This is a genomic window from Variimorphobacter saccharofermentans (genome assembly GCF_014174405.1).
In the GTDB taxonomy this organism is placed as follows: Bacteria; Bacillota; Clostridia; order Lachnospirales; family Lachnospiraceae; genus Mobilitalea; species Mobilitalea saccharofermentans.
This window is the reverse complement of sequence record NZ_JACEGA010000001.1, coordinates 2801683-2826324: the sequence shown is the minus strand read 5'-3', so window position 1 is coordinate 2826324 and position 24642 is coordinate 2801683. Positions and strand designations below refer to the sequence as shown.

The 24642-nt window shown below is 38.0% G+C and carries 23 protein-coding genes; 20 read left to right on the top strand and 3 right to left on the bottom strand.

Annotation, left to right across the window (positions count from 1 at the left end):
- The first annotated feature begins 133 nt into the window (after positions 1 to 133).
- The 9 genes from H0486_RS12395 to H0486_RS12355 all read left to right on the top strand — a co-directional run bounded on the left by H0486_RS12395 (position 134) and on the right by H0486_RS12355 (position 9165).
- Entirely contained in the window at positions 134 to 838 is a 705-nt protein-coding gene (locus H0486_RS12395; RefSeq protein WP_228353291.1) for a glycosyltransferase family 2 protein, read from the top strand.
- 145 nt (positions 839 to 983) lie between these two features.
- The gene (locus tag H0486_RS12390) at positions 984 to 3266 is read left to right on the top strand and encodes a DUF2298 domain-containing protein (protein WP_228353290.1); all 2283 of its coding nucleotides are present in this window, start codon (positions 984 to 986) and stop codon (positions 3264 to 3266) included.
- Between the two features lie 38 nt (positions 3267 to 3304).
- On the top strand, positions 3305 to 4609 hold the full coding sequence (locus H0486_RS12385; RefSeq protein ID WP_228353289.1) for a L,D-transpeptidase family protein: 1305 nt from the start codon (positions 3305 to 3307) through the stop codon (positions 4607 to 4609).
- 58 nt (positions 4610 to 4667) lie between these two features.
- A complete protein-coding gene (locus H0486_RS12380) occupies positions 4668 to 5201 on the top strand; it encodes a putative ABC transporter permease (protein WP_228353288.1) in 534 nt (177 codons plus the stop codon).
- Between the two features lie 267 nt (positions 5202 to 5468).
- On the top strand, positions 5469 to 6842 hold the full coding sequence (locus H0486_RS12375; protein ID WP_228353287.1) for a citrate/2-methylcitrate synthase: 1374 nt from the start codon (positions 5469 to 5471) through the stop codon (positions 6840 to 6842).
- Between the two features lie 222 nt (positions 6843 to 7064).
- Entirely contained in the window at positions 7065 to 7265 is a 201-nt protein-coding gene (locus H0486_RS12370) for an alpha/beta-type small acid-soluble spore protein (RefSeq protein WP_228353286.1), read from the top strand.
- A 171-nt stretch (positions 7266 to 7436) separates the two neighbouring features.
- The gene (rsmD, locus tag H0486_RS12365) at positions 7437 to 7991 is read left to right on the top strand and encodes a 16S rRNA (guanine(966)-N(2))-methyltransferase RsmD (RefSeq protein WP_228353285.1); all 555 of its coding nucleotides are present in this window, start codon (positions 7437 to 7439) and stop codon (positions 7989 to 7991) included.
- Between the two features lie 30 nt (positions 7992 to 8021).
- Positions 8022 to 8522, top strand: coding sequence for a pantetheine-phosphate adenylyltransferase (coaD, locus tag H0486_RS12360; RefSeq protein WP_228353284.1), 501 nt, complete (start codon positions 8022 to 8024; stop codon positions 8520 to 8522).
- A 1-nt stretch (position 8523) separates the two neighbouring features.
- The gene (locus H0486_RS12355) at positions 8524 to 9165 is read left to right on the top strand and encodes an HrpE/YscL family type III secretion apparatus protein (RefSeq protein WP_228353283.1); all 642 of its coding nucleotides are present in this window, start codon (positions 8524 to 8526) and stop codon (positions 9163 to 9165) included.
- Positions 9166 to 9189: 24 nt separating this feature from the next.
- Here H0486_RS12355 and H0486_RS12350 read toward each other — a convergent pair whose 3' ends face one another.
- Positions 9190 to 10173: a transporter gene (locus H0486_RS12350; protein WP_228353282.1), complete on the bottom strand. Its 984-nt coding sequence runs from the start codon at positions 10171 to 10173 to the stop codon at positions 9190 to 9192.
- 274 nt (positions 10174 to 10447) lie between these two features.
- On the opposite strand from H0486_RS12350, the gene pepF reads away from it, so the two are divergent.
- Together pepF and H0486_RS12340 are read left to right on the top strand one after the other, a co-directional pair.
- Entirely contained in the window at positions 10448 to 12256 is a 1809-nt protein-coding gene (gene pepF / locus H0486_RS12345; RefSeq protein WP_228353281.1) for an oligoendopeptidase F, read from the top strand.
- A gap of 348 nt (positions 12257 to 12604) precedes the next feature.
- Positions 12605 to 13069, top strand: a complete 465-nt coding sequence (locus H0486_RS12340; protein ID WP_228353280.1) for a GNAT family N-acetyltransferase — start codon at positions 12605 to 12607, stop codon at positions 13067 to 13069.
- Here the strand turns inward: H0486_RS12340 and H0486_RS12335 are convergent, their stop codons facing one another.
- Positions 13070 to 14350, bottom strand: coding sequence for a nucleotidyltransferase (locus H0486_RS12335; protein WP_228353279.1), 1281 nt, complete (start codon positions 14348 to 14350; stop codon positions 13070 to 13072).
- A 368-nt stretch (positions 14351 to 14718) separates the two neighbouring features.
- Here H0486_RS12335 and pta point away from each other — a divergent pair, with 368 nt between their 5' ends.
- The 4 genes from pta to rpmF all read left to right on the top strand — a co-directional run bounded on the left by pta (position 14719) and on the right by rpmF (position 17903).
- Positions 14719 to 15714: a phosphate acetyltransferase gene (gene pta, locus H0486_RS12330; RefSeq protein ID WP_228353278.1), complete on the top strand. Its 996-nt coding sequence runs from the start codon at positions 14719 to 14721 to the stop codon at positions 15712 to 15714.
- Positions 15715 to 15795: 81 nt separating this feature from the next.
- Complete coding sequence (locus H0486_RS12325; RefSeq protein WP_228353277.1) at positions 15796 to 16986, top strand: acetate kinase; 1191 nt, start codon at positions 15796 to 15798, stop codon at positions 16984 to 16986.
- Between the two features lie 207 nt (positions 16987 to 17193).
- Positions 17194 to 17721: a YceD family protein gene (locus H0486_RS12320; RefSeq protein ID WP_228353276.1), complete on the top strand. Its 528-nt coding sequence runs from the start codon at positions 17194 to 17196 to the stop codon at positions 17719 to 17721.
- A 2-nt stretch (positions 17722 to 17723) separates the two neighbouring features.
- Complete coding sequence (gene rpmF, locus H0486_RS12315) at positions 17724 to 17903, top strand: 50S ribosomal protein L32 (RefSeq protein WP_228353275.1); 180 nt, start codon at positions 17724 to 17726, stop codon at positions 17901 to 17903.
- Between the two features lie 118 nt (positions 17904 to 18021).
- Here the strand turns inward: rpmF and H0486_RS12310 are convergent, their stop codons facing one another.
- Positions 18022 to 19143, bottom strand: coding sequence for a ribonuclease H-like domain-containing protein (locus tag H0486_RS12310; protein WP_228353274.1), 1122 nt, complete (start codon positions 19141 to 19143; stop codon positions 18022 to 18024).
- Positions 19144 to 19560: 417 nt separating this feature from the next.
- Here H0486_RS12310 and cls point away from each other — a divergent pair, with 417 nt between their 5' ends.
- The 5 genes from cls to zapA all read left to right on the top strand — a co-directional run bounded on the left by cls (position 19561) and on the right by zapA (position 24619).
- A complete protein-coding gene (gene cls, locus H0486_RS12305) occupies positions 19561 to 22041 on the top strand; it encodes a cardiolipin synthase (RefSeq protein ID WP_228353273.1) in 2481 nt (826 codons plus the stop codon).
- A 36-nt stretch (positions 22042 to 22077) separates the two neighbouring features.
- Complete coding sequence (locus H0486_RS12300) at positions 22078 to 22329, top strand: hypothetical protein (protein WP_228353272.1); 252 nt, start codon at positions 22078 to 22080, stop codon at positions 22327 to 22329.
- Between the two features lie 101 nt (positions 22330 to 22430).
- Positions 22431 to 23036 (top strand): Holliday junction branch migration protein RuvA, encoded by a 606-nt coding sequence (gene ruvA, locus H0486_RS12295; protein WP_228353271.1) that lies wholly within the window; start codon positions 22431 to 22433, stop codon positions 23034 to 23036.
- Between the two features lie 50 nt (positions 23037 to 23086).
- Positions 23087 to 24082 (top strand): Holliday junction branch migration DNA helicase RuvB, encoded by a 996-nt coding sequence (gene ruvB, locus H0486_RS12290; protein WP_228353270.1) that lies wholly within the window; start codon positions 23087 to 23089, stop codon positions 24080 to 24082.
- 129 nt (positions 24083 to 24211) lie between these two features.
- The gene (zapA, locus tag H0486_RS12285; protein ID WP_228353269.1) at positions 24212 to 24619 is read left to right on the top strand and encodes a cell division protein ZapA; all 408 of its coding nucleotides are present in this window, start codon (positions 24212 to 24214) and stop codon (positions 24617 to 24619) included.
- The last annotated feature ends 23 nt before the right edge of the window (positions 24620 to 24642 follow it).

Genomic DNA, 24642 nt, shown 5'->3' with positions numbered 1-24642 from the left:
ATACATATTTCTGCGCAAACCCGCTCCTTCCACTATGGTTTGCTTCGGAACATGTATCCACAGTATATGCAATGGCCACAATTATTAAGTTTCGCAATTACCGAATCATTTGTGAGATATGGAGGAGAGATAGGTGGATAAATTATATATCGTTATCCCGGCATACAATGAAGAAGCGAATATCAAAGCAGTAATCAGGGATTGGTATCCCGTTGTCGAACGAATCGGCAATGGTAGTAAATTAGTAATTATCGATGATGGGAGTAAGGATTCCACCTACCGTATCATGAAGGAGTCTGCTCAGACACTGGAGGCTTTTGAGCCTGTTACAAAACCAAATAGTGGACATGGAGCGACTGTTCTATATGGATACAATTATGCGATCAATTCTGGCGCTGATTATATTTTCCAAACGGATTCGGACGGGCAGACACTTCCGGAGGAATTCTGGCCTTTTTGGGAGCAGAGAGAGCAATATGATATGTTAATCGGACATAGAAAGGGCCGGCAGGATGGCTTTTCAAGAAAATTCGTAACAAAAACCTTGAAATTTGTATTGAGAATATGCTTTCATGTAAGTATCACCGATGCCAATACACCGTATCGTTTAATGAAATCAGCAACCTTAAAGGAGCAGATAAAGCTGATACCGGAGAATTATAATCTGTCCAATGTAATAATATCCGTTATATACGCTAAGAAGAAATTGGCGGTAAAATATATACCGGTAACCTTCCGCCCTAGACAGGGAGGAATCAATTCTATTAATATGAAGAAAATTATCAGGATAGGCAGACAGGCCTTCTCGGATTTCAGGAAAATAAATCAGTATATTTGATTGCGACGTCAAAGGTATGATCTGGATAGTGAAATGAATATTAGCGAATATAAATACGCTAATATTCAATGAATTATTAATCGGATGATATTTGACACATATTTTGTAAGTAAAAGTTTTGTTCATGAAAGGCTTGGATATTATTATGAAAAAGATAATATATTCAATTATTGCTGTTATTTTAGTTATCGGCGGAAGAGTGTTGCTACGGGGAGATTATATTGCTTTTTTGCAATGGTGGGCAGCGGTTTTCACCTTGGGTATTATATTTATGCCAATGACGACATTGATTATGAAACCGTTCCATGATAAAGGGTATCTCTTTTCCAAAGTAATTGGAATTGCAATAGCGGGATATTTGATGTGGCTATTTTCCTCCCTGCATTTACTGCGGTTTAACCAGCTTTCCTGTTATATTACGGTGATAATATGCTTGGTATTCAATTTACTATTGTTGTTAATGAAACGAAAACATAAGAAGAGTGATATTATAGAAGATACTTACTCGGTATGGAAATCCACTCTTGACTCCATCATATCAGAGGAACTACTATTCTTTGGATTATTCCTTTTTTTTACCTATATACGTGGCTTTAAGCCGGAAGCGTACGGTACTGAGAAATTCATGGACTATGGCTTTATGACAAGCATGATGCGTAGCGATTATATGCCACCGCAGGATTTCTGGTTTTCAGGAACGAAGCTCAATTATTATTATGTAGGGCAATATATGGCAACCTTCCTAACCAGATATAGTTTGGTAAAAGTAGAATTAGGCTATAATCTCATGTTGATGATGGTAGGGGCATTTGCATTTATCCTGCCTTACAGTTTGGTATATCAGTTAACCCTGAATTACATCAGGGAGCAGAAGAAAAAGTTTAGGGCTCTTCCGGCAATCAGCGGTTTAATTGGTGGTGTAGCCGTATGTTTTGCCGGGAATATGCATTATCCGACTTATATGTTCTTTGAACCATTGGTTCGCAAATTCTTTGGAATGGAAGAAGGAACCTATCATTATTGGTTTCCCGATGCTACCCGGTTTATCGGATATCATCCTGAGACCACCGATAAAACGATTCATGAGTTCCCGGCCTATTCCTTTGTATTAGGAGATTTGCACGCCCATGTAATCAATATTATGTTTGTACTTACGGTACTGGGAATACTGTTGGCTTGGTCGTATTCCCGCAAAGAGTTGTCTGATCAGAAGATGCCCCTTTGGAAGGAAGTGTTTCATCCGGCCATTCTATTAGTTTCTTTTTTTATCGGTTTGTTTCATACAACAAATTTTTGGGACTTTCCAATTTATTTTATTGTGTCGGGTGCAATTATTCTATTTACCAATTTAGCTGTATACAGGTTTAGCAGGAATGGATTTCTTGTAACTGCGCTTCAGGGTATAGCGGTGGTTATTATTTCGAAGATTATTGCACTACCATTTACTTTGAATTTTGATCAGATTTCTACGAATATTAACCTGGTAGAAGCTAATACACCACTAAATCAGTTAATTATATTATGGGGACTGCCGATATTTATTATAGTATCATTTCTATGCTTTTCCATAGCGGATTTTAATAGATCACGAAACGATCTTAGGGTAAAGGAGCCTGTAAGGTTAAGACCTGCTTTTTTTCATTATTTTGAAGAAATGTCCTTATCAGACCAGTTTATTATATTAACCGGATTATGCGCAATTGGTTTAGTGCTTCTACCAGAGATATTCTATGTTGTAGATATCTATTCCGGAGATTATAAACGGGCAAATACGATGTTCAAGCTGACATATCAGGCGTTTATTATGTTTGGTATCGGTTTTGGCTATATATTTACAAGATTACTTTGCTTTGGACATACAAGGCGGCAGAGACGGGTATCTGTATTCGGACTCATTCTTTTCGGAATGTCCCTATTATATATACAGAATGCGGTGAATGCCTGGTATGGCAATATCTTTGACTGGAATGGTTATCAGGGAATTAATGCGGCAGACTTTGTGGAAACGGATATGCCGGAGGATGCACAGGCGATTCAGTGGTTAAAGGAAAATGTGAAAGGGACACCAGTGGTTTTGGAAGCCAATGGTGACAGCTATACAGACTATCAAAGAGTGTCAGTGCTGACAGGATTACCGACAGTATTAGGATGGAGGACCCATGAATGGTTATGGAAATCAGATAATGTGGCATTGGATGAGAGAGCTGCTGACATCGAAGAAATCTATACTTCTACAGAGAAATCAAAAGTAATGGAATTAATAGAAAAGTATCATATCTCTTATATCTATGTCGGTAAGCTGGAATATGAGAAATTTGAATTCGTGAATGACAGCTTAATTAAGAGTCTGGGAGATGTTGTATTTTCAAGTCCTACTACTTTGGATCATACCAATGAAACCTATATTGTTAAAATTAACAATAATTAGAGTGATTCTAGAATTATAACAGACATAAGGAGTGCAGGATGAATATGAAAACCAAAAGATTACTAAAAATGAGCATTATGATATTGGTATGTATTACTATGTTCCTAAGTTTTCCCGTACCGCAGATCGCATTTGCAAAAGTAAAATATCCCTATTTGATTAAGGTGAACCGGGTACACAATACCATTACTGTTTATGAGATGGATGAAGCAGGTAAATATACCAAACCTATTAAAGCGATGCTATGTTCAGTAGGAGTGAATGGATTAACGAAGACGGGCACTTTTCAAACCAAAGCAAAGTATCGTTGGAAGGAATTAATGGGAGATGTCTATGGACAATATTCTACGCGTATTGTGGATGGAATACTGTTCCATTCGGTATATTACTATGAGAATGGAAACCCTGCGACACTGGCAACGAATCAATTTAACAAATTAGGAACGGCTGCTTCGCATGGCTGTGTGCGCCTTTCGGTAGCAGATGCAAAGTGGATTTACGACAATTGTGCGGTGGGTACAACTGTAATCATATATGATGACAAAAAAAGTCCTGGACCGCTTGGTAAGCCTGAAGGAATAAAGATATCGGGTAATATTCGTTGGGATCCAACAGATCCGGATAAAAACAATCCTTATAATAGTAAAATACCTACGATTAGCGGAGCGAAGAACCTGACCGTCGAATATGGTAATGAAGCTGATTTATTAAAGGGAATAAAGGCAAAATCCTCATTGGGTGAGGATATTACGAAAAAAATAAATATTGAAGGTAAAGTTGATTTCTATACCTCTGGAAAATACAAGATTACATATACGGTGGTAGATATCCTCGGAAAGGTAGCCAGGAAAACAATAACAGTTACTGTAAAAGAGAATAAGGTTAAGGCAGAAATTGAGGGCGTTCGTGATTATATTGTTAACGGAGATACAGTTCTTGATAAGGAGTACTTACTAAAAAATGTGAAGGCATATCGAGGAGAAGATCCGATTGCAAAAGAGGATATTAAGGTTACCATTAAGAATAAGAGTGAAACAGAGTATGCTGTTACTTACCGTGTGGATGATGGTAAGGATAAAGTAACAGCAAACTGTACGATTTATGTGGATAGAGAAGCTCCAGTATTTGAAGGCATATCGGATCGAATTCTGGAACAGGGCGAGATACCGGATACTGCATCTGCATTGTCAGGAGTTACTGTGAGTGATAATTATTCAGATATGGATACGGATGATATTACAGTAACGATTGAAGAGAATGAGGACGGAACTTATCTGATAACCTATAAAGCAGTGGATGATGTTGGGAATGCTGCAGAACAGCAAGTGTTATTTCATTATTGACATATGGAATAATATAGATTACGATATGCATGAAATTTGATATAAGGGGGGGATGCATATGATAATTGCAGGTACTCGACGAAGAATGTATGATTTATCAACACTTTTTGCGTGGTTTATCATTTACAGTTACATAGGCTGGCTATACGAGACGATTGTCTGTTCCGTGAGTGCCGGAAGATTTGTACAGCGCGGATTTATGTATGGACCCCTATGTCCGATTTATGGTAGTTGTATTGTATTAATGATAGTATTATTTTCGGATCGATGTAAGAGCAAAGTTTCTTTATTTTTTTCCTGTGCATTTCTGGCATCGATGATGGAATACCTGGTATCTTATACGATGGAAAGCATTTTTCAAAATCGTTGGTGGGACTATTCCAATGAATTTTTGAATCTGAATGGACGCATATGTCTGGGAGCATCCATCATATTCGGAATTAGCGGAGTGATTATTATCCGATATCTGCACCCAAAGCTGTTGGATTATATGGAGAAGAACTTCTCCTCCAATTCCATTCGATTAGCGAACAGATTCGTATTAGCCATATTTCTGTTTGATTTATTTGTTTCTGTACAGATGAGTTTGTAAAAATACATAGGATAATATAGATAGGAGTTGTTGCACACTACAAATGAAATTGCTTCAGCTCCTATTTCCTTTTTGATTGCTTAAGAGAATGACTTTATTCTTATATACTTTGTTCATAAAATGTTAATAAAAGGTTAATATGGTTAGAGTTTTCAAATACTTGTCAATATGGTACAATAAACGCAGACTCGCAAAGATGTGAGTAGTAAACTTGTGTTTAAGTACACCGAGGCATACTTGAAGACACGTATAAGAAAGGAGAACAAAATGAGCAAATATTCTGAAATTACTCCGGAATTATTGGAGCTGGCTAATCTATGTAAAAGGAACTCAGCAATTGACCCCGAATTGTACGCGAAATATGATGTTAAACGTGGTTTACGAGATATCAGCGGTAAAGGTGTTTTAACCGGTTTGACTGAAATCTGCGAGATATTGTCATATACAATAGTAGACAATGATTATGTTCCCTGTGAGGGTAAATTATATTATCGTGGTGTGGATGTGGAAGAGATTATTGATGGCTTTATGAAGGAGGATCGCTTTGGATTTGAAGAAGTGACCTATTTGCTTATGTTTGGCGAACTACCTTCCAAGAAGCAGTTGGAGGATTTTAATGCTTTAATAGAAAGATACAGAGAGCTTCCTCCAAGCTTTGTGCGCGATATCATTATGAAGGCACCAAGCAAGGATATGATGAATACACTTGCGCGAAGTGTTTTAACATTGTATTCCTATGACGATCAGGCTGATAACATTACAATCGAGAATGTTATGCGTCAAAGCATGCAGTTAATTGCATTATTCCCGTTGTTATCCGTATATGGCTATCAAGCATACACTCATTATTATTTTGGTAACAGCTTAGTGATACATCCTCCGAAGCCGGGGTTATCAACTGCAGAGAGTATCCTATATATGCTTAGACCGGATATGAAGTATTCTCAGCTGGAAGCGAAGATATTAGATATTGCCTTAGTACTTCATGCGGAGCATGGTGGTGGTAATAACTCTACATTCACAACCCATGTAGTGACCTCTTCGGGTACCGATACTTATTCTGCAATTGCTGCATCCTTGGGATCACTTAAGGGGCCGAAGCATGGTGGAGCAAATATAAAGGTTATGCAGATGTTTGAAGATATGAAGACGAACATAAAGGATTGGACGGACGAGGAGGAAGTTAGTTCATATCTGTCTGATCTATTGAATAAAAAGGCATTTGATAAATCCGGTCTTATCTATGGTATGGGACATGCTGTTTATTCCATATCAGATCCGAGAGCGAATGTTTTAAAACAATATGTGAAGAGCCTGTCTGAAGAGAAGGGCCTGTTGAAGGAATTCGGTTTATATGAAATGGTAGAGCGACTTGCACCAGAGATCATAGCAAAGGAACGTAAGATGTATAAAGGCGTAAGTGCGAATGTAGACTTCTATAGTGGATTCGTATACCATATGCTTGGTCTTCCCGCAGAGCTGTATACACCAATCTTTGCAATTGCAAGAATATCTGGTTGGTGTGCGCACCGCCTGGAGGAATTGATTAATGCAGGTAAGATTATACGTCCGGCATATAAATGTGTGGCAAAGCACCGCCCTTATCAAACACTGAATGATAGAGAAGAGTCAACTAATTAATGTTACAAAAAATTGCTTTTTTATATGAATTTCCAGTTTTTTTAACCCTGTGTCAAAAATTACATCATGAAATACATTAATTTCTAGCTTATTTTGTTTCTTTTTGCGCATAATAATAGCGTAACATCTTAATGAAATAAATTGTTACACTAGATTTCATTAAGCAGTAAACAACAACACAATATTTTGAAGCAATTCAAAATTGAAATGGAGGCGTTTATTATGTCAAGAAGAAATCGAGCAGAAATACCGGAAGCACAAGAAGCATTAAATCGTTTCAAATACGAGGTAGCCAATGAAATTGGAGTTCCTCTGAAGCAAGGCTACAATGGAGATTTAACTTCCTATCAGAATGGCTCTGTTGGTGGTTATATGGTTAAGAAAATGATACAGGACGCAGAAAAAAGAATGGCGGGAAAATAAAAAGCGATAGTATTTAACTTGTCTTATATTAAGGGAGTGTAAAACACTCCCTTTTGTGATTTATAGAAAAGTATTGAAATCTTTAGCGGGATAGGATACACTTACATTAAAACAAGTTGACAAATCATTATAATATAATAAAATATTATATGAAATATCGGAGAAGTTATTATGAGAGTGATAGCGGGTAAAGCAAGAAGATTACAGCTAAGAACACCGGAAGGCTTTGAAACCAGACCAACTACCGATAAAACGAAAGAAACCTTATTTAATATATTAAGCCCATATCTGGCAGATTCTGATTTTCTGGATTTGTTCTCAGGTAGCGGAGCGATAGGAATAGAAGCATTATCCAGAGGAGCAAAATATGCTGCTTTTGTTGAAGATAATAAAGCAGCTTTAGAATGTATTAATGCCAATTTAAGATTTACGAAATTACAGGACAATGCTGAAGTACTGGCTTTGAAAGCGATGGATGCGATTCGGGCTTTAGAGGTCAAGGGAAAAGTATTCGATGTCGTTTTCATGGATCCTCCATATGACAAGCTTTTAGAAAAAGAGGTTTTGCTTGCTTTACAGAAGTCAAACATTATATATTGCGATACCATCATTGTGGTAGAAGCCTCATTAAAAACGAACTTTGATTATCTAAATGATACAAAATTCCGGATTTTTAAGACAAAGCAATATAAATCAAATCAACATGTGTTTATCGAATTAAAATAGTATGTAATTTATTACATAGGGAGATAGAGAATGAAAATTGGAATTTATCCTGGAAGTTTTGACCCAATTACCTTAGGACATTTGGATGTTATAACAAGAGCTTCGGGATTAGTTGATAAATTAATCATCGGTGTATTGAAAAACAGTGCAAAAAAGCCATTGTTTACAGCTGATGAGCGCGTTGCATTAATTGAACAGGTACTGAAGGAAAAGAAGAATTTACCGGATATTCAAGTGAAAGCCTTTGATGGATTGCTGATTGATTTTGCATCCCAGCAAAATGCTTCTATCATTGTAAGAGGATTGCGGGCAATCACAGACTTTGAATATGAGCTTCAGATAGCACAAACAAATCATAAGCTGAATCCGGTGATTGATACAGTTTTCTTTACCACAAGCGTAGAGTATTCCTATCTGAGTTCCAGTGCAGTAAAAGAAATCGCCTCCTTTGGCGGGGATATTAGACAATTTGTTCCGGAGTGTATTGTACAAGCTGTGTATGACAAATATAAAATGATAAGGAGAGTTTGAGATGGGTGCAAGCAGAATAGAGCAATTAATTGAAGACATATACGAATTTGTAGAAAGTTGCAGGATGCAACCATTATCAAGCACAAAGGTAATTGTACCGAAGGACGAGCTTTATGATTTGTTGGATGAGTTGCGTCTTCGTACACCTGATGAAATCAAGCGTTATCAGAAAATTATTGCTAATCGAGATGCAATCATCGCCGATGCGGAAGAAAAAGCAGAGGGTATCCTGCGTCAGACCAAGGAAAAGTCAAAGGAATTACTTAACGAACATGAAATAATGCAACAGGCATATTATCAGGCAAATGAAATGATTATGCAAGCCTCTGAGGAAGCTGAGCGGATTCGCAGAGAAGCAGCGGAGGAAGCTGAGCAGATCAGAACGGGTGCTTTGGTTTATTCGAATGATGTTCTTACAGAAGTAGAGCGGGTATTGGCGAATGCTTACGACACCGCAATTAGCAAATACGACAGCTTTATTGGTACACTCAAGAGTAATCTTGAAATTATTAATAATAATAAAAGAGAATTAAGCGAACAGCTTTATGCTCAGGAGAATCCCTCAGAACAAGGTACTGTGAATCCGGAGTATGAGGATGATTTTAATTTTGATGAGAATACCTTTATTGATGGTGCTCAATAAGAAGCAGAGGGAATTCAATAAGAATCATGAATGGACCAGCGTTACATAAAGAGAAGCCAATAATAGGGATATTGCTGCATTCATTAGTTTAACGATCACATATGTTTTCATGGATAGTCCTGAATCACCAAGTACACTTTTGGTTTGTGCCATGCCTGAAATACCACCAAAGGAGGTTAGTACTACGATTAGGACTATTTTTATATTTGTATGTAACTGAGTATTACTGATTTGATTAATACCGGTGGTAATCTCAACAATACCCATAATAAAGGCTTTAAGAAAGCCAAAATCCGGTCCGACTTCTTTAATAATTTGTGCAAGAATGTTAAATAGTATAATATAACCACCTATTCTGGTAACTACCTCAAAACCATTCATGATAGAATTGTCCAAAAGTTGAAATGAAAAGGAAGGATTTACTGGATTACTCTGAGCTTGCAACATCATGTTATCAGTCTTGTCATGTGTTTCTTCTTTATTTTCAAGATGATCATTGAGGAATCTCCAAAGGAGTGCGCTCACAATGGCTGAGGCATATAAAATAAAGAATAATGCATATTTAATATGGGGAAGCTTTAATTGAGTAATGGCTATATATCCAATGATAAACATAGGACTGGCATTATTGCACATTGCCAGAAGAAATTGACCCTCATTTCGATTTATTTTATTCTCATTCACTAAATCGGAGGTGGTCTTGGCACCCATGGGAATTCCGGATAGAAAGCCAATAACAATGGGATAACAACCTTCACAGCTGACTCCAAATAATCTGCCAAGAACCGGGTAGAATACTTTGCTAAGCTGTCTGGTAACATTTAGACGAATCATTAGATTTGATATGATAATAAACGGAAGCAGATTGGGTAATACATTATGAAACCATAACAAAAGACCGGTACTTGCTCCCTGAAAGGAGGCACCGGGAAATATAACCATCATAAATAAAAAAAGAATAATAAATCCTTTTATGAAAATATGTTTATATTTATTAACTAAATTCATAGATTTCTCCTGTTATATGGAATAAGAGAGGGATATTTTCCTTCTGATATTAATATTTATTGGTGACAGGCTGAAATTATTCAAATTATTATGATCATGAAGTCAAATACGTATCATCGATAGGATATAGGTAATTGCGATTTCTGAAGCAAACCATAGCGGAAGGAGCGGGTTTGCTCAGGAATATGTATCGGATGCATACATAATTAGGAGTTCTTCAGAGGTTCGCAATTGCTTATCTATATGGTACTACGAAAGGAGTTTTATTGCAGATATGGCAGAGAAGAAGAGTCTACCAAAGAGAAGTGAAGTCGATGTAAGATATACCTGGGCGATAGAAGATCTATATGTATCGGACGAACAATGGCAAAAAGAATATGAGAAGATAAAAGAAATGCTTCCCAAAGCTGCTGAGTATCAGGGAAGACTTAGTAAATCCGGAGATTTGCTGTTAAGCTTTTTACAGCTATGCGATCAGATTAATCAAATGATGGAACGGGTATATGTCTATGCGAATCAAAAGTATCATGAAGATACGGGAAATTCAACCTACCAGGATCTATCTAATAAAGCAGGATCTCTGTTCGTGCAGGTGAATAGTACGCTTTCATTTGCTACTCCGGAATTACTTAAGATACCGGAGGATATGCTGGCACAGTTCTATCATGACAATGAGGAACTAAAGCAGTACGATTTCTATCTGAAGGATATTCTGCGAAGGAAAGCGCATATATTATCCGGCGAAATGGAGGAATTATTGGCTGATGTAGGAGAAATAGCAGAGGCTCCGGACAATATATTCTCCATGTTTAATAATGCAGATATTAAGTTCCCTGAGATTCGGAATGAAGAAGGCGAGATGGTACGAATCACTCATGGAAGATATGGTCAATTACTGGAGAGTGAGGATCGCAGAGTAAGAAGGGAAGCCTTTGAAGGAGTTTATTCAACGTACTACAGCTTTCGCAATACGCTGGCAGCATCCTTTAGTGCCAATGTCAAGCAGGAGGCTTTCTTTGCCAAAGCACGTAAATATTCATCAACGCTGGAAAAAGCCTTAAGTGACTCCAATGTTCCGGTAGAGGTTTATACCAACTTGATAGATGCTGTCCATGAAAATATGCATTTAATGCATCGTTATGTTGCCCTTCGAAAGAAGCTTTTAGGTGTAGACGAGCTTCACATGTATGATTTATATGCTCCTTTGGTGCAGGATGTGAAGATGGATATTCCATATGAAGAAGCAAAGAATATTGTGGCAAAGGGATTGGAAGCATTAGGTGAAGATTATCAGAGAGTACTGCAGGAGGGCTATAATCATCGTTGGATTGATGTCTATGAAAATGAGAATAAACGCAGCGGAGCTTATTCCTGGGGAGCCTATGGCACCCATCCTTATGTTCTGCTTAATTATAATGACACCTTGAATAATGTATTTACCTTAGCACACGAGATGGGGCATGCAATCCACAGCTATTATTCCGATAAGGAACAGCCCTATATCTATGCAGGGTATAAGATTTTTGTGGCAGAAGTGGCTTCTACCTGCAATGAAGCCTTATTAATCGATTATCTGCTGAAAAACACGAATGATAAGAAGGAAAAGGCTTATCTGATCAATCATTTTCTGGAGAAATTCAAGGGTACCTTATATCGTCAGACCATGTTTGCTGAATTTGAAATGATTACTCATAGAATGGTGGAAGAGGGACAGAGTCTCACTGCAGATACTTTATGTAAAATCTATCATGACTTAAATGTGGCTTATTTTGGTGATGGTATTGTGATTGATCCTGAGATTGATATGGAATGGGCAAGAATTCCTCATTTTTATAACGCGTTCTATGTATATCAGTATGCTACCGGGTATTCTGCCGCTATTGCTTTGTCCAGAAGAATTCAGAAGGAGGGCGAAGCTGCTGTTAAGGATTATATCCGCTTTTTATCAGGTGGAAGCTCGAATTATCCCATCGAGTTATTAAAGATGGCCGGAGTAGATATGAATACCAAAGAGCCCGTGAATCAGGCTCTCAGCTTGTTCGCAGAGCTCCTGGACCAGCTGGAAGAATTGATGAAGGAATAATAGAAGTGTTTATAATGGTCAGTATGGGGATTTTATTCCCGTACGGACCATTTATATATTAAATGATATCGTATACTTCATTGTGTGAAGACTTATTACGATAGTATCAAGCTGTGAGTTTACTTTGTAGGCAATTGCGAAACTCTGAGGATATCTTAATTGTGTATACAGTAGATACATATTCCTACGCAAACCCGCTCCTTCCGCTATGGTTTGCTTCGGAATATGTATCCACTGTATACACAATGACCGTAATTATTCATGACAACAGAAGGTTCGCTAAGTGTACTTTCTGTTGTATAGTTTCGCAATAACCTATTTACTTAGGATGGAAAGGAGGTACTGTATATGATTTTCAGAAAAGCAACCGCCGAAGATATTGAAGCCCTGATACAAATAAGATTGGCATATCTAATAGAAGATTATGGCGAGGTAACGGAAGATCAGATGGAAAGGCTACGGTTGCAGTTATCCTGTTATTATGCGGATCATATCGGCAAGGATTTTATCGCATATCTTGCACTGGATAAGGAGAACATTGTCTCCAGCGTATTTTTGGTAATCATTGAAAAACCATCGAACCCGAGTTTTATATCGGGCAAAGTAGGAAATATTCTGAATGTTTATACGAAACCGGAATATCGCTGTCAAGGGCTAGCCGGAAGACTGCTTACTCAGGCAATCGAGGAAGCAAAACAGCTGGAGTTATCCTATTTGGAATTGAAGGCAACAAAAGCAGGTTATTCCTTATATAAAAAACTGGGTTTCCTGGAAGCTCACTCAGACTATATCGCAATGAGATATCCATTATAGCTATATGATACATAGCCCATGTTTAAATTCATTGGGAATAGAAGTACCATATTTCTCATATACGACATGGTTGTATAAATGAGTAGCAAAAATATCCTCAGAAAGCATACGTATTTCCAGGGGGGATAATCGATCCTTAGCTTTTGCCACCTTTGTGAGGACAGGTATGGTTCCGTTGCTATCGATTTTGCGAAGCAGAGCGGTGGATTCCTTTTTTGAACCCAGTATTCTTGCATAGGATGTGTATCCGGAGGCTATATATTCGTCCATGAATTCGGACTTAATATTCAGTAGTATATGAAATAAAGCACGGTTAATTCGTGTCATCGTCATGTTTTTTGATTTCAGCTTCTCTGCTAAATCAGAGAGACTGTATCCATAATCCGCCATATTCTTGATGCGGTCTGCCAAATCACTACTGATATCAAAGTATGAAGACAGGAGACTGTTGTCCTCGGAAAGCAGCTTATATTTGATCAATAGGGAAAAATCTTCATCGGCTATTGGATAGGTTTTTTGCATATTCACTTCAAGAATACGAAAAACATTAGCTGGAACGCTGTCAAACAGTCTGTCGGGTTCATCGCTAGCATTACCATGAATTGCATGTCGAATGGCTGTTGCAGAGCTAATAATGCCAGGGTATAACTCCTTCTCCTTTGAAGATAGTTCTTTATCATGATAATGAGCAGAGATTCTTTGAATCGTAACCGGCTTTATGGAGGAAGAGAAGCTGTGGAGCGCTTTCAGATACTCAATCCCTAAGATATTATTAGGTTCCGTTAATAACGAAAGGATTTCCTTACTGTGATTTGTGTCTGCGGATTGCAGTGCTTGGGTCAGAGCACTTTGACGGGCAGCAGGGTAGCTTTGCCCTAGCTTTAAAAAGGCTTGTATGGAAGCGTCAAAATCAACCGGCGGATGAAGCAAAAAGTCAACGGCCTCCTGCAGTAGAGAGAGATCCCCGCACTCACTGCCGAAGCATAGATAGTCCACCACGCCAAGCTTATTCAGGATAGAGACTGCACCATGGGCAAAATATTCAGCACTTCCGGTGGCATAACATACCGGCAGCTCAAGGACGAGATCCACACCATTTCGCAGAGCCATCTCCGCACGACAGTACTTATTAATGATAGCCGGTGCACCACGTTGTACATAGTTACCGCTCATAACTGCTATGACATAATCAGCACCTGTAATTCGACGGGCTTCTTCAATATGATATTTATGACCGTTATGAAATGGATTGTATTCCGTGATTAAGCCTACTACCTTCATATATTTATCGATTCTCCTTAAGTGATATTCCAATATCCGAAATTACATAATTATTTATGATGATAGCATTATTTAAAAATACTGTCCAGAAAAAGAATTCTCATTTTTGTGCAATTATTAATATTGATTAAAACGGGATATAATTTATAATATATATGGTGTGTGATCATATAATAGTTTGCTTGACAGAGTATGATATAATCATATTTTGCAACTATTACCATATTTATTTATCGAAGGTTTATTTATAACAAAAAGCTTCAAAATTCTACAAAATGGACTTGTAACTGTTATTATTATGTCTTATAATAAAATTTATGGGTTTTACTATTTTATTATAAATGAGATGTTAAGGAAGGAGAAACATCATGGGTTTTATTGATGTCATCAAAGAAAGAGCAAAGAATAACAAGAAAACGATCGTTCTGCCGGAGACTGGTGACAGAAGAACGTTAGAAGCAGCATCTAAAATATTAGCTGAGGGAATTGCGAATCTTATATTAGTAGGGAATAAGGATGCAATTGCTAAAGAAGCTGACGGATTAGATTTATCCGCTGCAACAATTATTGATCCCAGCCAGACGGACAAGCTACAGACTTATATTGACTTATTGGTTGAAGTTAGAAAAAGCAAGGGAATGACACCGGAGCAGGCGAAAGAACTTCTTACGAAGGATTATCTATACTTTGGTGTTACCATGGTTAAAGCAGGAGATGCTGACGGTATGGTAGCAGGTGCGGTGAATTCTACAGCGAATGTTCTTCGCCCATCATTACAGATATTAAAAACAGCTCCCGGAACCAAGCTTGTATCCGCATTTTTCGTTATCGTAGTTCCAAATTGCGAATTTGGAGCAGATGGAACCTTTATCTTCTCAGATTCTGGCTTAGTTCAAAATCCGAATTCAGAAGAATTAGCTGCTATTGCAGGCAGCAGTGCAAAGAGCTTCGAAACCTTAGTAGGAAAAGAGCCTATTGTTGCAATGTTATCCCATTCAACCAAAGGAAGTGCAGCTCATGCTGACGTAGATAAGGTAGTGGAAGCAACAAGAATTGCAAAAGAATTATATCCTAATGTTAAGATTGACGGTGAGTTCCAGCTGGATGCAGCAATTGTTCCCAGCGTAGGTGCATCTAAAGCGCCTGGCAGTGATATCGCAGGAAAAGCAAATGTACTTGTATTCCCAGATCTGGATGCAGGTAACATAGGTTATAAATTGGCTCAGAGACTGGCAAAAGCGGAAGCTTATGGACCTATTACCCAAGGTATTGCCAGACCAGTAAATGATTTATCAAGGGGATGCTCTGCAGATGACATTGTTGGAGTTATTGCAATAACTGCAGTACAAGCTTCCATAAAATAATATTATATTGTAGGAAAAGCGTAAACTTAGTTTACGCTTTGAGCATTTTATCAAATATATCAAAGAGAGGATTAAGTAGAAATGAAAGTATTAGTTATTAATTGTGGCAGTTCATCTCTTAAGTATCAGTTAATCGACTCTGACAATGAAAAAGCAATGGCAGTAGGTATCTGTGAAAGAATTGGACAGGATGTAAGTTATTTAAAGCATACACCCGATGGTGGTGAAAAGGTGGTAATTGAAACTACCATGAAAAATCATGAAGATGCCATTCAGATGGTTCTGGATGCCTTAACGAATGAAAAGTATGGTGTGATAAAATCATTGGATGAAATCGGTGCAGTTGGTCATCGTGTAGTACACGGTGGTGAGAAATTTGCAACATCAACATTAATTAATGAAGAAGTTATTAAGGCAATTGAAGAATGCAATGATTTAGCACCGCTTCACAATCCTGCTAATTTAATAGGTATTCGTGCATGTGCGAACTTAATGAAGGGTGTTCCGATGGTAGCAGTATTTGATACCGCATTCCATCAGACAATGCCTCCTAAGGCATACTTATATGGTTTGCCTCATGAATACTATAATAGCTATAAGATTCGTAAATATGGCTTCCATGGAACAAGCCACAGCTATGTATCAAAGAGAGCCGCTGAGTTCTGTGGTCTTGATATTAACAATTCGAAGATCATTGTATGCCACCTTGGAAATGGTGCCAGCATATCTGCTGTTCTCAATGGTAAATCCGTTGATACCAGCATGGGCTTCACTCCGTTAGCTGGTCTGGTTATGGGAACAAGAAGTGGTGATATCGATCCTTCCATTATTGACTTCATTGCGAAGAAAGAGAATAAAACCATTGATCAGATTATGAACCTTCTTAACAAGGAGTCCGGTGTTCAGGGTATGTCCGAAGTATCCAGTGATTTCCGTGATATTAATGCTGCTATGGATAGCGGTAATGAGAAAGCGCGTTCTGCCTTCGAGGTATTTGTATATCGTGTAGCAAAATACATTGGTGGATATGTGGCAGCAATGAACGGAGTGGATGCTATCGCATTTACCGCCGGAGTAGGTGAGAATGATCATAAGGTAAGAGAAGATGTTTGTGCTTACTTAGGTTATTTAGGCGTATCCATTGATCTTGAGAAAAATAAAGCCAGAGGCGAAGAGGTAATGTTAACCACACCGGATTCTAAGGTGAAGGTTTGCATCATCCCTACGAACGAAGAATTGGCTATCGCTCGAGAAACCGTTGCATTACTATAAGAATACCCTTAAGCCTTGGTTTTCTGACAGTATAGATACAGTTTTATTATATCTGCCCAGGAATTAATTTTCCCATTGACAAACATTAACACAGTAGGTATAATACAAGAAGCGCGTAAAAAAGAGTTTGTAATTGACTAAAATCCAGTAATTGGATATGGAGAGAATGAATTCTAAATCATGCAATGAATATTCGGAGAGATAAAAATGCTAATATCATTGTCAGAAATTATGACTACTAAGGATAAAGTAGTGCGGATCGATGCCCCCATAGAATTGGAGAAGTTTGATTATCAGGGTACTTCTTATGAATTTCATCATAAAGAGCCCGTTAATCTGACAATTACGAATCTTGGCAATCGAGTGGTGATGATTGAAGGCACAACGAATATTTCCCTAACCTTGTTCTGTAGTCGCTGTCTGAAGAAACTTATTTACCCGATGGAATTATCCATTGAAAAGGAAGTGGATTTTAATCTTTCAGAAGATGAGCGCACAGAGGGCTTAGATGAAACGAATTTTATTATTGGATACAATCTGGATGTAGACACATTAATTAATGATGAAATACTAATTGGTTTTCCTATGAAGCTGTTATGCAGCGAGGATTGTAAAGGACTCTGTAAGAATTGTGGAGTGAACCTGAATGAGGAAACCTGTGACTGCGATACTTCGGTATTAGATCCCAGAATGTCAGTAATCCGAGATATCTTTAACAATTTTAAGGAGGTGTGACAATGTCTATTTGTCCTAAAGGAAAACATTCTAAAGCTAGAAGAGATAGCCGTAGAGCTAACTGGAAGATGACTGCTCCTAACTTAGTTAAATGCAGTAAATGTGGCGAACTTATGGTTCCTCATAGAGTATGTAAGGCTTGCGGTTCTTACAATAAGAAGGAAATCATTTCTGCTGAATAATGATAGTATATTAAAGGCTTTCCGAGATGTCTCGGAAAGCCTTATTTCATTAATAAGAAAATTCATGCTTGGCACTATTGCAGTGAGTAGCAATTTATTAGTACTGTATATACGATTACTATAGAATATGGGCTAGCAGATGAGCTACATACAATTCCAGGGTTTCTTCCTGTAGGAGAAAATCTGTATGGATTTCGATAAAGGACAGCTTATCCTGATACTCGTTCTTAAAATAAGGTGATATCCCAAGATCATACTGTGGAGCAAAAACGCCCTGCTTTTTCGTATAACAATTAGAGGGCTTCGCCTTAACACGGTGTTCCTTATCTACAAAATGTGCAAGGCTTTTATGGATTGCCCGGTCCTCCGCCGGTAAATAATAATAATCCTTGTAGTTCTCATAGAAATACTTCAATTCTCCCTCATACACCTGCACGGACAAGGAGGCATTATTTTTATATGCCGTTAAGTGAATCAAATCATTTCCGTAGCTGATCCGAACAGGAAGATTCGCACTAATTTCAAATTGAATGAATAAGCTTCCCTGATCAATTCCGGCCTGAAGAATCCGAATTGGCTTCTCGAACAAATCAACATAATTCAATATAGGGGAGATGGAAAGAAGTCCTTTTATATCATCTTCATTATGAAGTAATAGCTGATGCAGCAGCATATCCGCTTCGGAGGGATTACTGACAGGAGCATTCGGATCCCGTGATTTTCTAAGCGTTTCATAATGCTTTTTCCCAAGATAGCTCTGATAAATCTGAATCAAATCTCCTCCATCATAAACATCCTCACGTTGTACATTGAGATATGCTTCGATGGACTTTTGCTTAAAACTTTTTAACTTAAATAGTTTCTTGTAAGGATATATTTTCTTATATAGATCGATACTATTCAATTGTTGAAATGAATAATCTAAGCCTAATAAGTTGCATTTTCGCAGAAGATAAGGAATGTCGAATCCGGAACCATTATAATGAAGAATTACTTTATAAGGTTTAACAAATTCAAAAAAAGCATTAATCAGGTTCGCTTCCTCCCGAATATCCTCAGAAAACCATTGGATCATATGATAGGAGTTGTCCTGATAATATGCACAGCCAATCAAATAGAGATAGGAGGAATCCGCAGCAAACCCGGTGGTTTCAATATCAAAGAAGATCAAATCCTCTGGTTGATAACCATCAAATGTATAATCTACTGTTTGCGTAATCGGAAATTGCCTCGTAATCATCGAATCCCTCCTAATGAAAAGTTACATCCATATCACTTATCGATATTCTAGCATAAGATGGGTATCATGAAAAGAGTAGATACAAAGTACAAGTGTCAACCATAGATTTCCTTATACTGAAATTACTTACTGCACTCATCCTCAATTTATGTTAAAATGTCCGTAAAGCAGATTAGTCCGTTCGCATATACATGCTTTGGATGCTTGCATCCAGAAGCATGCATATGCGAACGGATAAGTGCAACGAGAGCGAGATAAGCGAAGCGTTCGAGCTCCTAATCTGTTTTACGGAGAGGTACAAAGATTAGTAGAAAAACATGCTTTGGATGCTTGCATCCAGAAGCATGTATATGCGAACGGATAAGTGTTATACTTCATTCATATCATACCTGTATTTATGAGGAGGAATAGTCCGATATGTGGGATTTTAGAATGTTCGGATACGAATTTTATTATTTGTTTTATATATTCATCCTATATAGTATATTTGGTTGGATTTATGAATGCTGCCTTGTGTCAGTGCAAAAGAAGACCTTTGTGAACCGTGGCTTTTTAAGCGGTCCAATTATACCGATATATGGATGTGCGGCGCTTCTGATCTATATTACCCTATGGAAATATAGGGATGATTTTCTACTGTCCTTTTTGGTCGGAGTATTACTTGCAACGGTCTTGGAATATATCACCTCCTGGTTGATGGAGCTTCTCTTTCACACCAGATGGTGGGATTATAGTAATTATCGTTTTAATCTTAATGGAAGAGTATGCTTATTGGTGTCCTTGTTCTGGGGATTGCTCACATTATTTATGCTTCATGTTCTTCAGCCAGGCATGAATTTCATTATTGAGAAAATACCAAGAAGAGGTGGAGAACTGATTGGGTATATCATAATCCCCGTATTTATAGGGGATGTAATAATGGCATCCATATCCTCTTTGAAATTTGATCGAATCCTTGCTAAACTACAAACTCTGCGTCAGGAGATGACGGAGTACATAGAGAATACCAAGGCCTATGAAACGGGAGAGGAAATCATTGATCGGATTTCTGAAATTAAAATAATGAATCTATTTAAGGAGGCTCGTACCAGTTTTGATGGATGGCTTCATACGATCAAATTCAGTCGTCAATCGAGCAAAGGTGATAATCGGGAATTTAAGCCCGAATACGAGATGAAATTAAGAGAGTTTTTCGGTAGATATCAAAGTATAAAAACACAAAAGGCACATATACGTCTGATGAAAGCCTTTCCCAGCATGAAGGCTGGTAAGAGAGAGGCAGCTTTAAGCGACTTAAGAGAAAAGATAATGAGTAAAAGCGTTAAAAAAGTAAGTAAAGAGATCAAGGATCTCAAAGATGAAATGACAGGAACGATGAAGGGTTATGTAAGCGGCTTTCTGAGAGCAGCATTGGTCGGTTTATTAGTATTGCTTCAATTTAGTATGGTTATTTACCTGTCCATTGCTTTGAGAGAATACACGGTGTACTTATATACGGGGCTCCAGATTTTAAGTATCGTGATTGTAATTGCGCTTGTGAACGACAATCGAAATACCTCATATAAAATAGCCTGGATCTGCATTATAGCAGCGCTACCGATTACGGGTCATATTATGTTTGTTCTGTGGGGTAATAAGAGACATAGAAAGATCGATGATAAGATATTAAATGACCTGAAGCACGGAGTAGAATTTTTGGACTTTGACCCCGATGTAATACAAGCCTTTGCAAAGAAGTATCCTACAAAAAGCAGAATGACCAGATACCTGGAAAAGAATTCGTTTCCCCTGTTTAAAAATAATACAGTAGAATATTATCCGATGGGAGAAGATGCATTCAAATCGATATTCGAGGAAATTGAGAAGGCAGAGAAGTTTATATTAATTAATTTCTTTATTATCGGAGAAGGGGTGCTATGGGAGAAAATCCACACTTTGCTTGTTCGTAAGCTCCAGGAAGGGGTGCGGGTTATGTTCCTGTATGATGATTTCGGAGCAATGCTTCGTACACCAAGACATTTTAAGAAAAACCTTGAAGCAGACGGCTTCGAAATTCGTGTATTTAATCCGATACACAAATATACAGATAAACTTTATATGAATTACCGTTCCCATCAGAAGATCATCGTAATCGATGGAAATGTAGGCTTTACCGGCGGTATGAATTTGGCAGACGAATATGTTAATCTGGTATCCAGATACGGAACCTGGAAGGATAATGCGATAAAAATCGTTGGTGATGCAGTATGGGGGTTAACTGTGACCTTTCTTCAGATGTGGGAGGTGGCTGGTAACGATGAGCCGCTGGATTATACCCCCTTCCGGCCTACTATGAGGTTTGATGAAAATGATGTATTCTGTCAGGTGATTTCTGACGGGCCTGCCAATAATCCTCGAAATCCCATAGAAAATATCTATAAACAGATGATATATTATGCCAAGAAGGTATTGTACATTACAACGCCGTATCTTATAATTGAAGAGGATATGAGGGAGGCGTTAATTACTGCGGCGCAAAGCGGAGTGGATGTACGTATCATCACTCCTTTCATACCGGATAAGAAACATGTTAAAATACTCACCAACTACAACTACGGAAGACTGCTTGCAGGAGGAGTTCGAATCTTTGAATATCTCCCGGGCTTTATACATGCGAAAACGATCATCAGTGAGGATAACGGTATTGTAGGAACAATCAATATGGATTATCGCAGTTTTCACCTTCACTATGAATGCGGAGTATGGATGTGCGATAAAAATATCATCAATATTGTGAAGGAAGACCTGTTAAAGACTATGGAACAGAGTCGGGAAGTAACATATGAGGAATGGAAGCAAAGACCTTTATGGATGAAACTTTATCAAATGTTTCTAAATCTGTTCTCTACATTAATGTAATCATATTCGCCATGATTGAGATGGGAGGTTTTAAGATTGTATACTAATTTTTGTAAACACTGTCATAAGATTTTCTACTCCAGATTTAAAGCCTATGCATGCGAGGAATGCAGGCAAATTGATAGTGACCATTTTGATGACATAGAAGCCTATTTAAAAGAATATCCGAATAGTAACGCTTTGCAAATATCAGAGGCATTGGGGATAACAGCATTTGAAGTGCTAAATTATCTAAAGGAAGGCAGACTGAATATATCAAGAGGTTATTTTGAACGATTAGAGGATTAGGTAGAGGTTAATTTTATTGAATAAAGCAGATAGAAGGACTGAACAGATATAAGGTTAGAAACAGATTTGAAGTCGGAAAATACATAAGTAGAGGTGTCATCATGATCGGTTATCTTAAAGGGGAATTAGCAGAGATTAAAGAAAGTTATATCGTACTTGAAGTAGGAAATATTGGATATGAGGTCTATCTACCTACCAATGCCATTATGGATCTCCCCTCTCTGGGAAGTACGATGAAATTATATACCTATCTTCATGTTAGAGAGGATGCCATCGGTTTGTTTGGGTTTTTATCCAAGGATGATCTGGAGATGTTCAAGCTACTGATTACAGTCAATGGTATTGGACCCAAGGGTGCTCTCGGTATACTCTCATCTATCTCAGCGGATGAGATACGATTTGCAGTACTTGCAGAGGATGTAAAGACAATTGCGAAAGCCCCTGGTATCGGGAATAAGACGGCGAGCAAGTTAATACTGGAATTAAAGGATAAGTTTAAGCTGGAGACAGCCTTTGAACAACGAATGATGAATCAGATGCAAAGCAACGATACCTCCGGTATAGTAAGTAAACGGGAAGAAGCAGCTCAGGCACTGACAGTACTGGGTTATTCCGGTACCGATGCGTTGAAAATAGTGAACCAGATAGACATAACGGAGGAAATGACATCGGAAGAAATCTTGAAGCAGTGCTTAAAGAAAATGTAAGGGAATAATACAGCCGGATAAGTATCGCTGTCATAACTTGGAGGCAAACAATGGCAAAAAGAGTAATAACAACAGAATTTACAGAGGAAGATAGTAAGCTAGAGGGATCCCTAAGACCGCAGATGCTATCGGATTATATAGGACAAGTAAAGGTTAAGGAAAATCTGAAAATATATATTGAAGCAGCAAAGCAGAGGAAGGAAACACTGGATCATGTGCTTCTATTTGGCCCACCTGGTCTTGGTAAAACTACCCTGGCAGGTATTATAGCCAATGAAATGGGGGTTAATATTAAGATCACCTCTGGACCTGTTATTGAAAAACCAGGTGAAATGGCTGCAATATTGAATAATCTCCAGGAGGGTGATGTTCTTTTTGTGGATGAGATACATCGCTTAAATCGTCAGGTGGAAGAGCTTTTATACCCTGCCATGGAGGATTTTGTGATTGATATTGTAATTGGAAAGGGAGCCAGTGCTAAGTCCATTCGTCTGGATCTACCCAAATTTACATTAGTAGGGGCTACTACCAGAGCCGGAATGTTGACACCACCTCTTCGAGACCGTTTCGGTGTGGTAAACCGTATGGATTTTTACACGATAGAGGAGTTGAAAACCATAATTCTTCGCTCGGCAGAGGTAATTCGTGTGGAGATTGAAGAAGAGGGAGCTTTGGAATTAGCCAGACGCTCCAGGGGTACACCCAGGTTAGCAAATCGTTTGCTAAAAAGAGTACGTGATTTTGCTCAGGTAAAATATGATGGCAGAATTACTAAGGAGGTTGCAGGGTTCGCCTTGGATCTCCTGGAGGTGGACAAGCTGGGACTGGATCATATTGATCGTGAGATTCTTGTAACAATGATAGAGAAGTTCGGTGGTGGTCCGGTTGGCATTGAAGCAGTTGCAACTACCATAGGAGAAGATGTAGGGACCATAGAAGAGGTATATGAGCCTTATCTGGTTCAAAATGGCTTGATCTTACGAACACCGAGAGGAAGAGTGGCATCCGAGCTTGCTTACCAGCACATGGGATTGAGGATGGATTAGTGTTGTAATAGCACTGAATTTTAAAGGATGTACAATTTGCTTGTCAATAAAATATACATCAGTTATAATTAATTGTGTCAATGAGAATAGCAATATAAAGGGTTCCAACGAATAACAGGGGGCAACGGCATGAATAAGTATCACGATATTGAGGTTATCATTAATAACAAGAGATATACATTAAGTGGATACGAAAGCGAAGAATATTTACAGAAAATCGCTTCCTATATCAATAATAAGCATGCAGAATTCCGTAATAAGGATGCTTATAAATTCTTGGATTCCGAATTAAAAAATATATTGATGCAAATAAATATAGCAGATGACTATTTTAAAACTACGAATAAGCTGAAAGAAATTGAGACAGAAAGTGATGCAAAGAGCAAAGAAATATTTGATCTTAAGCATGAGTTGATATCGGCTCGAACGAAGCTGGAAGCAGCTGAGCGAGAGGTAGATGAGCTGAAATCTGAACTCCATGAGGCACAGAAGAATATAGTCCGATTGGAAACAGAACTTGGAGATAATGATAAATAAGATAATTAGAGAACATAGGCTGT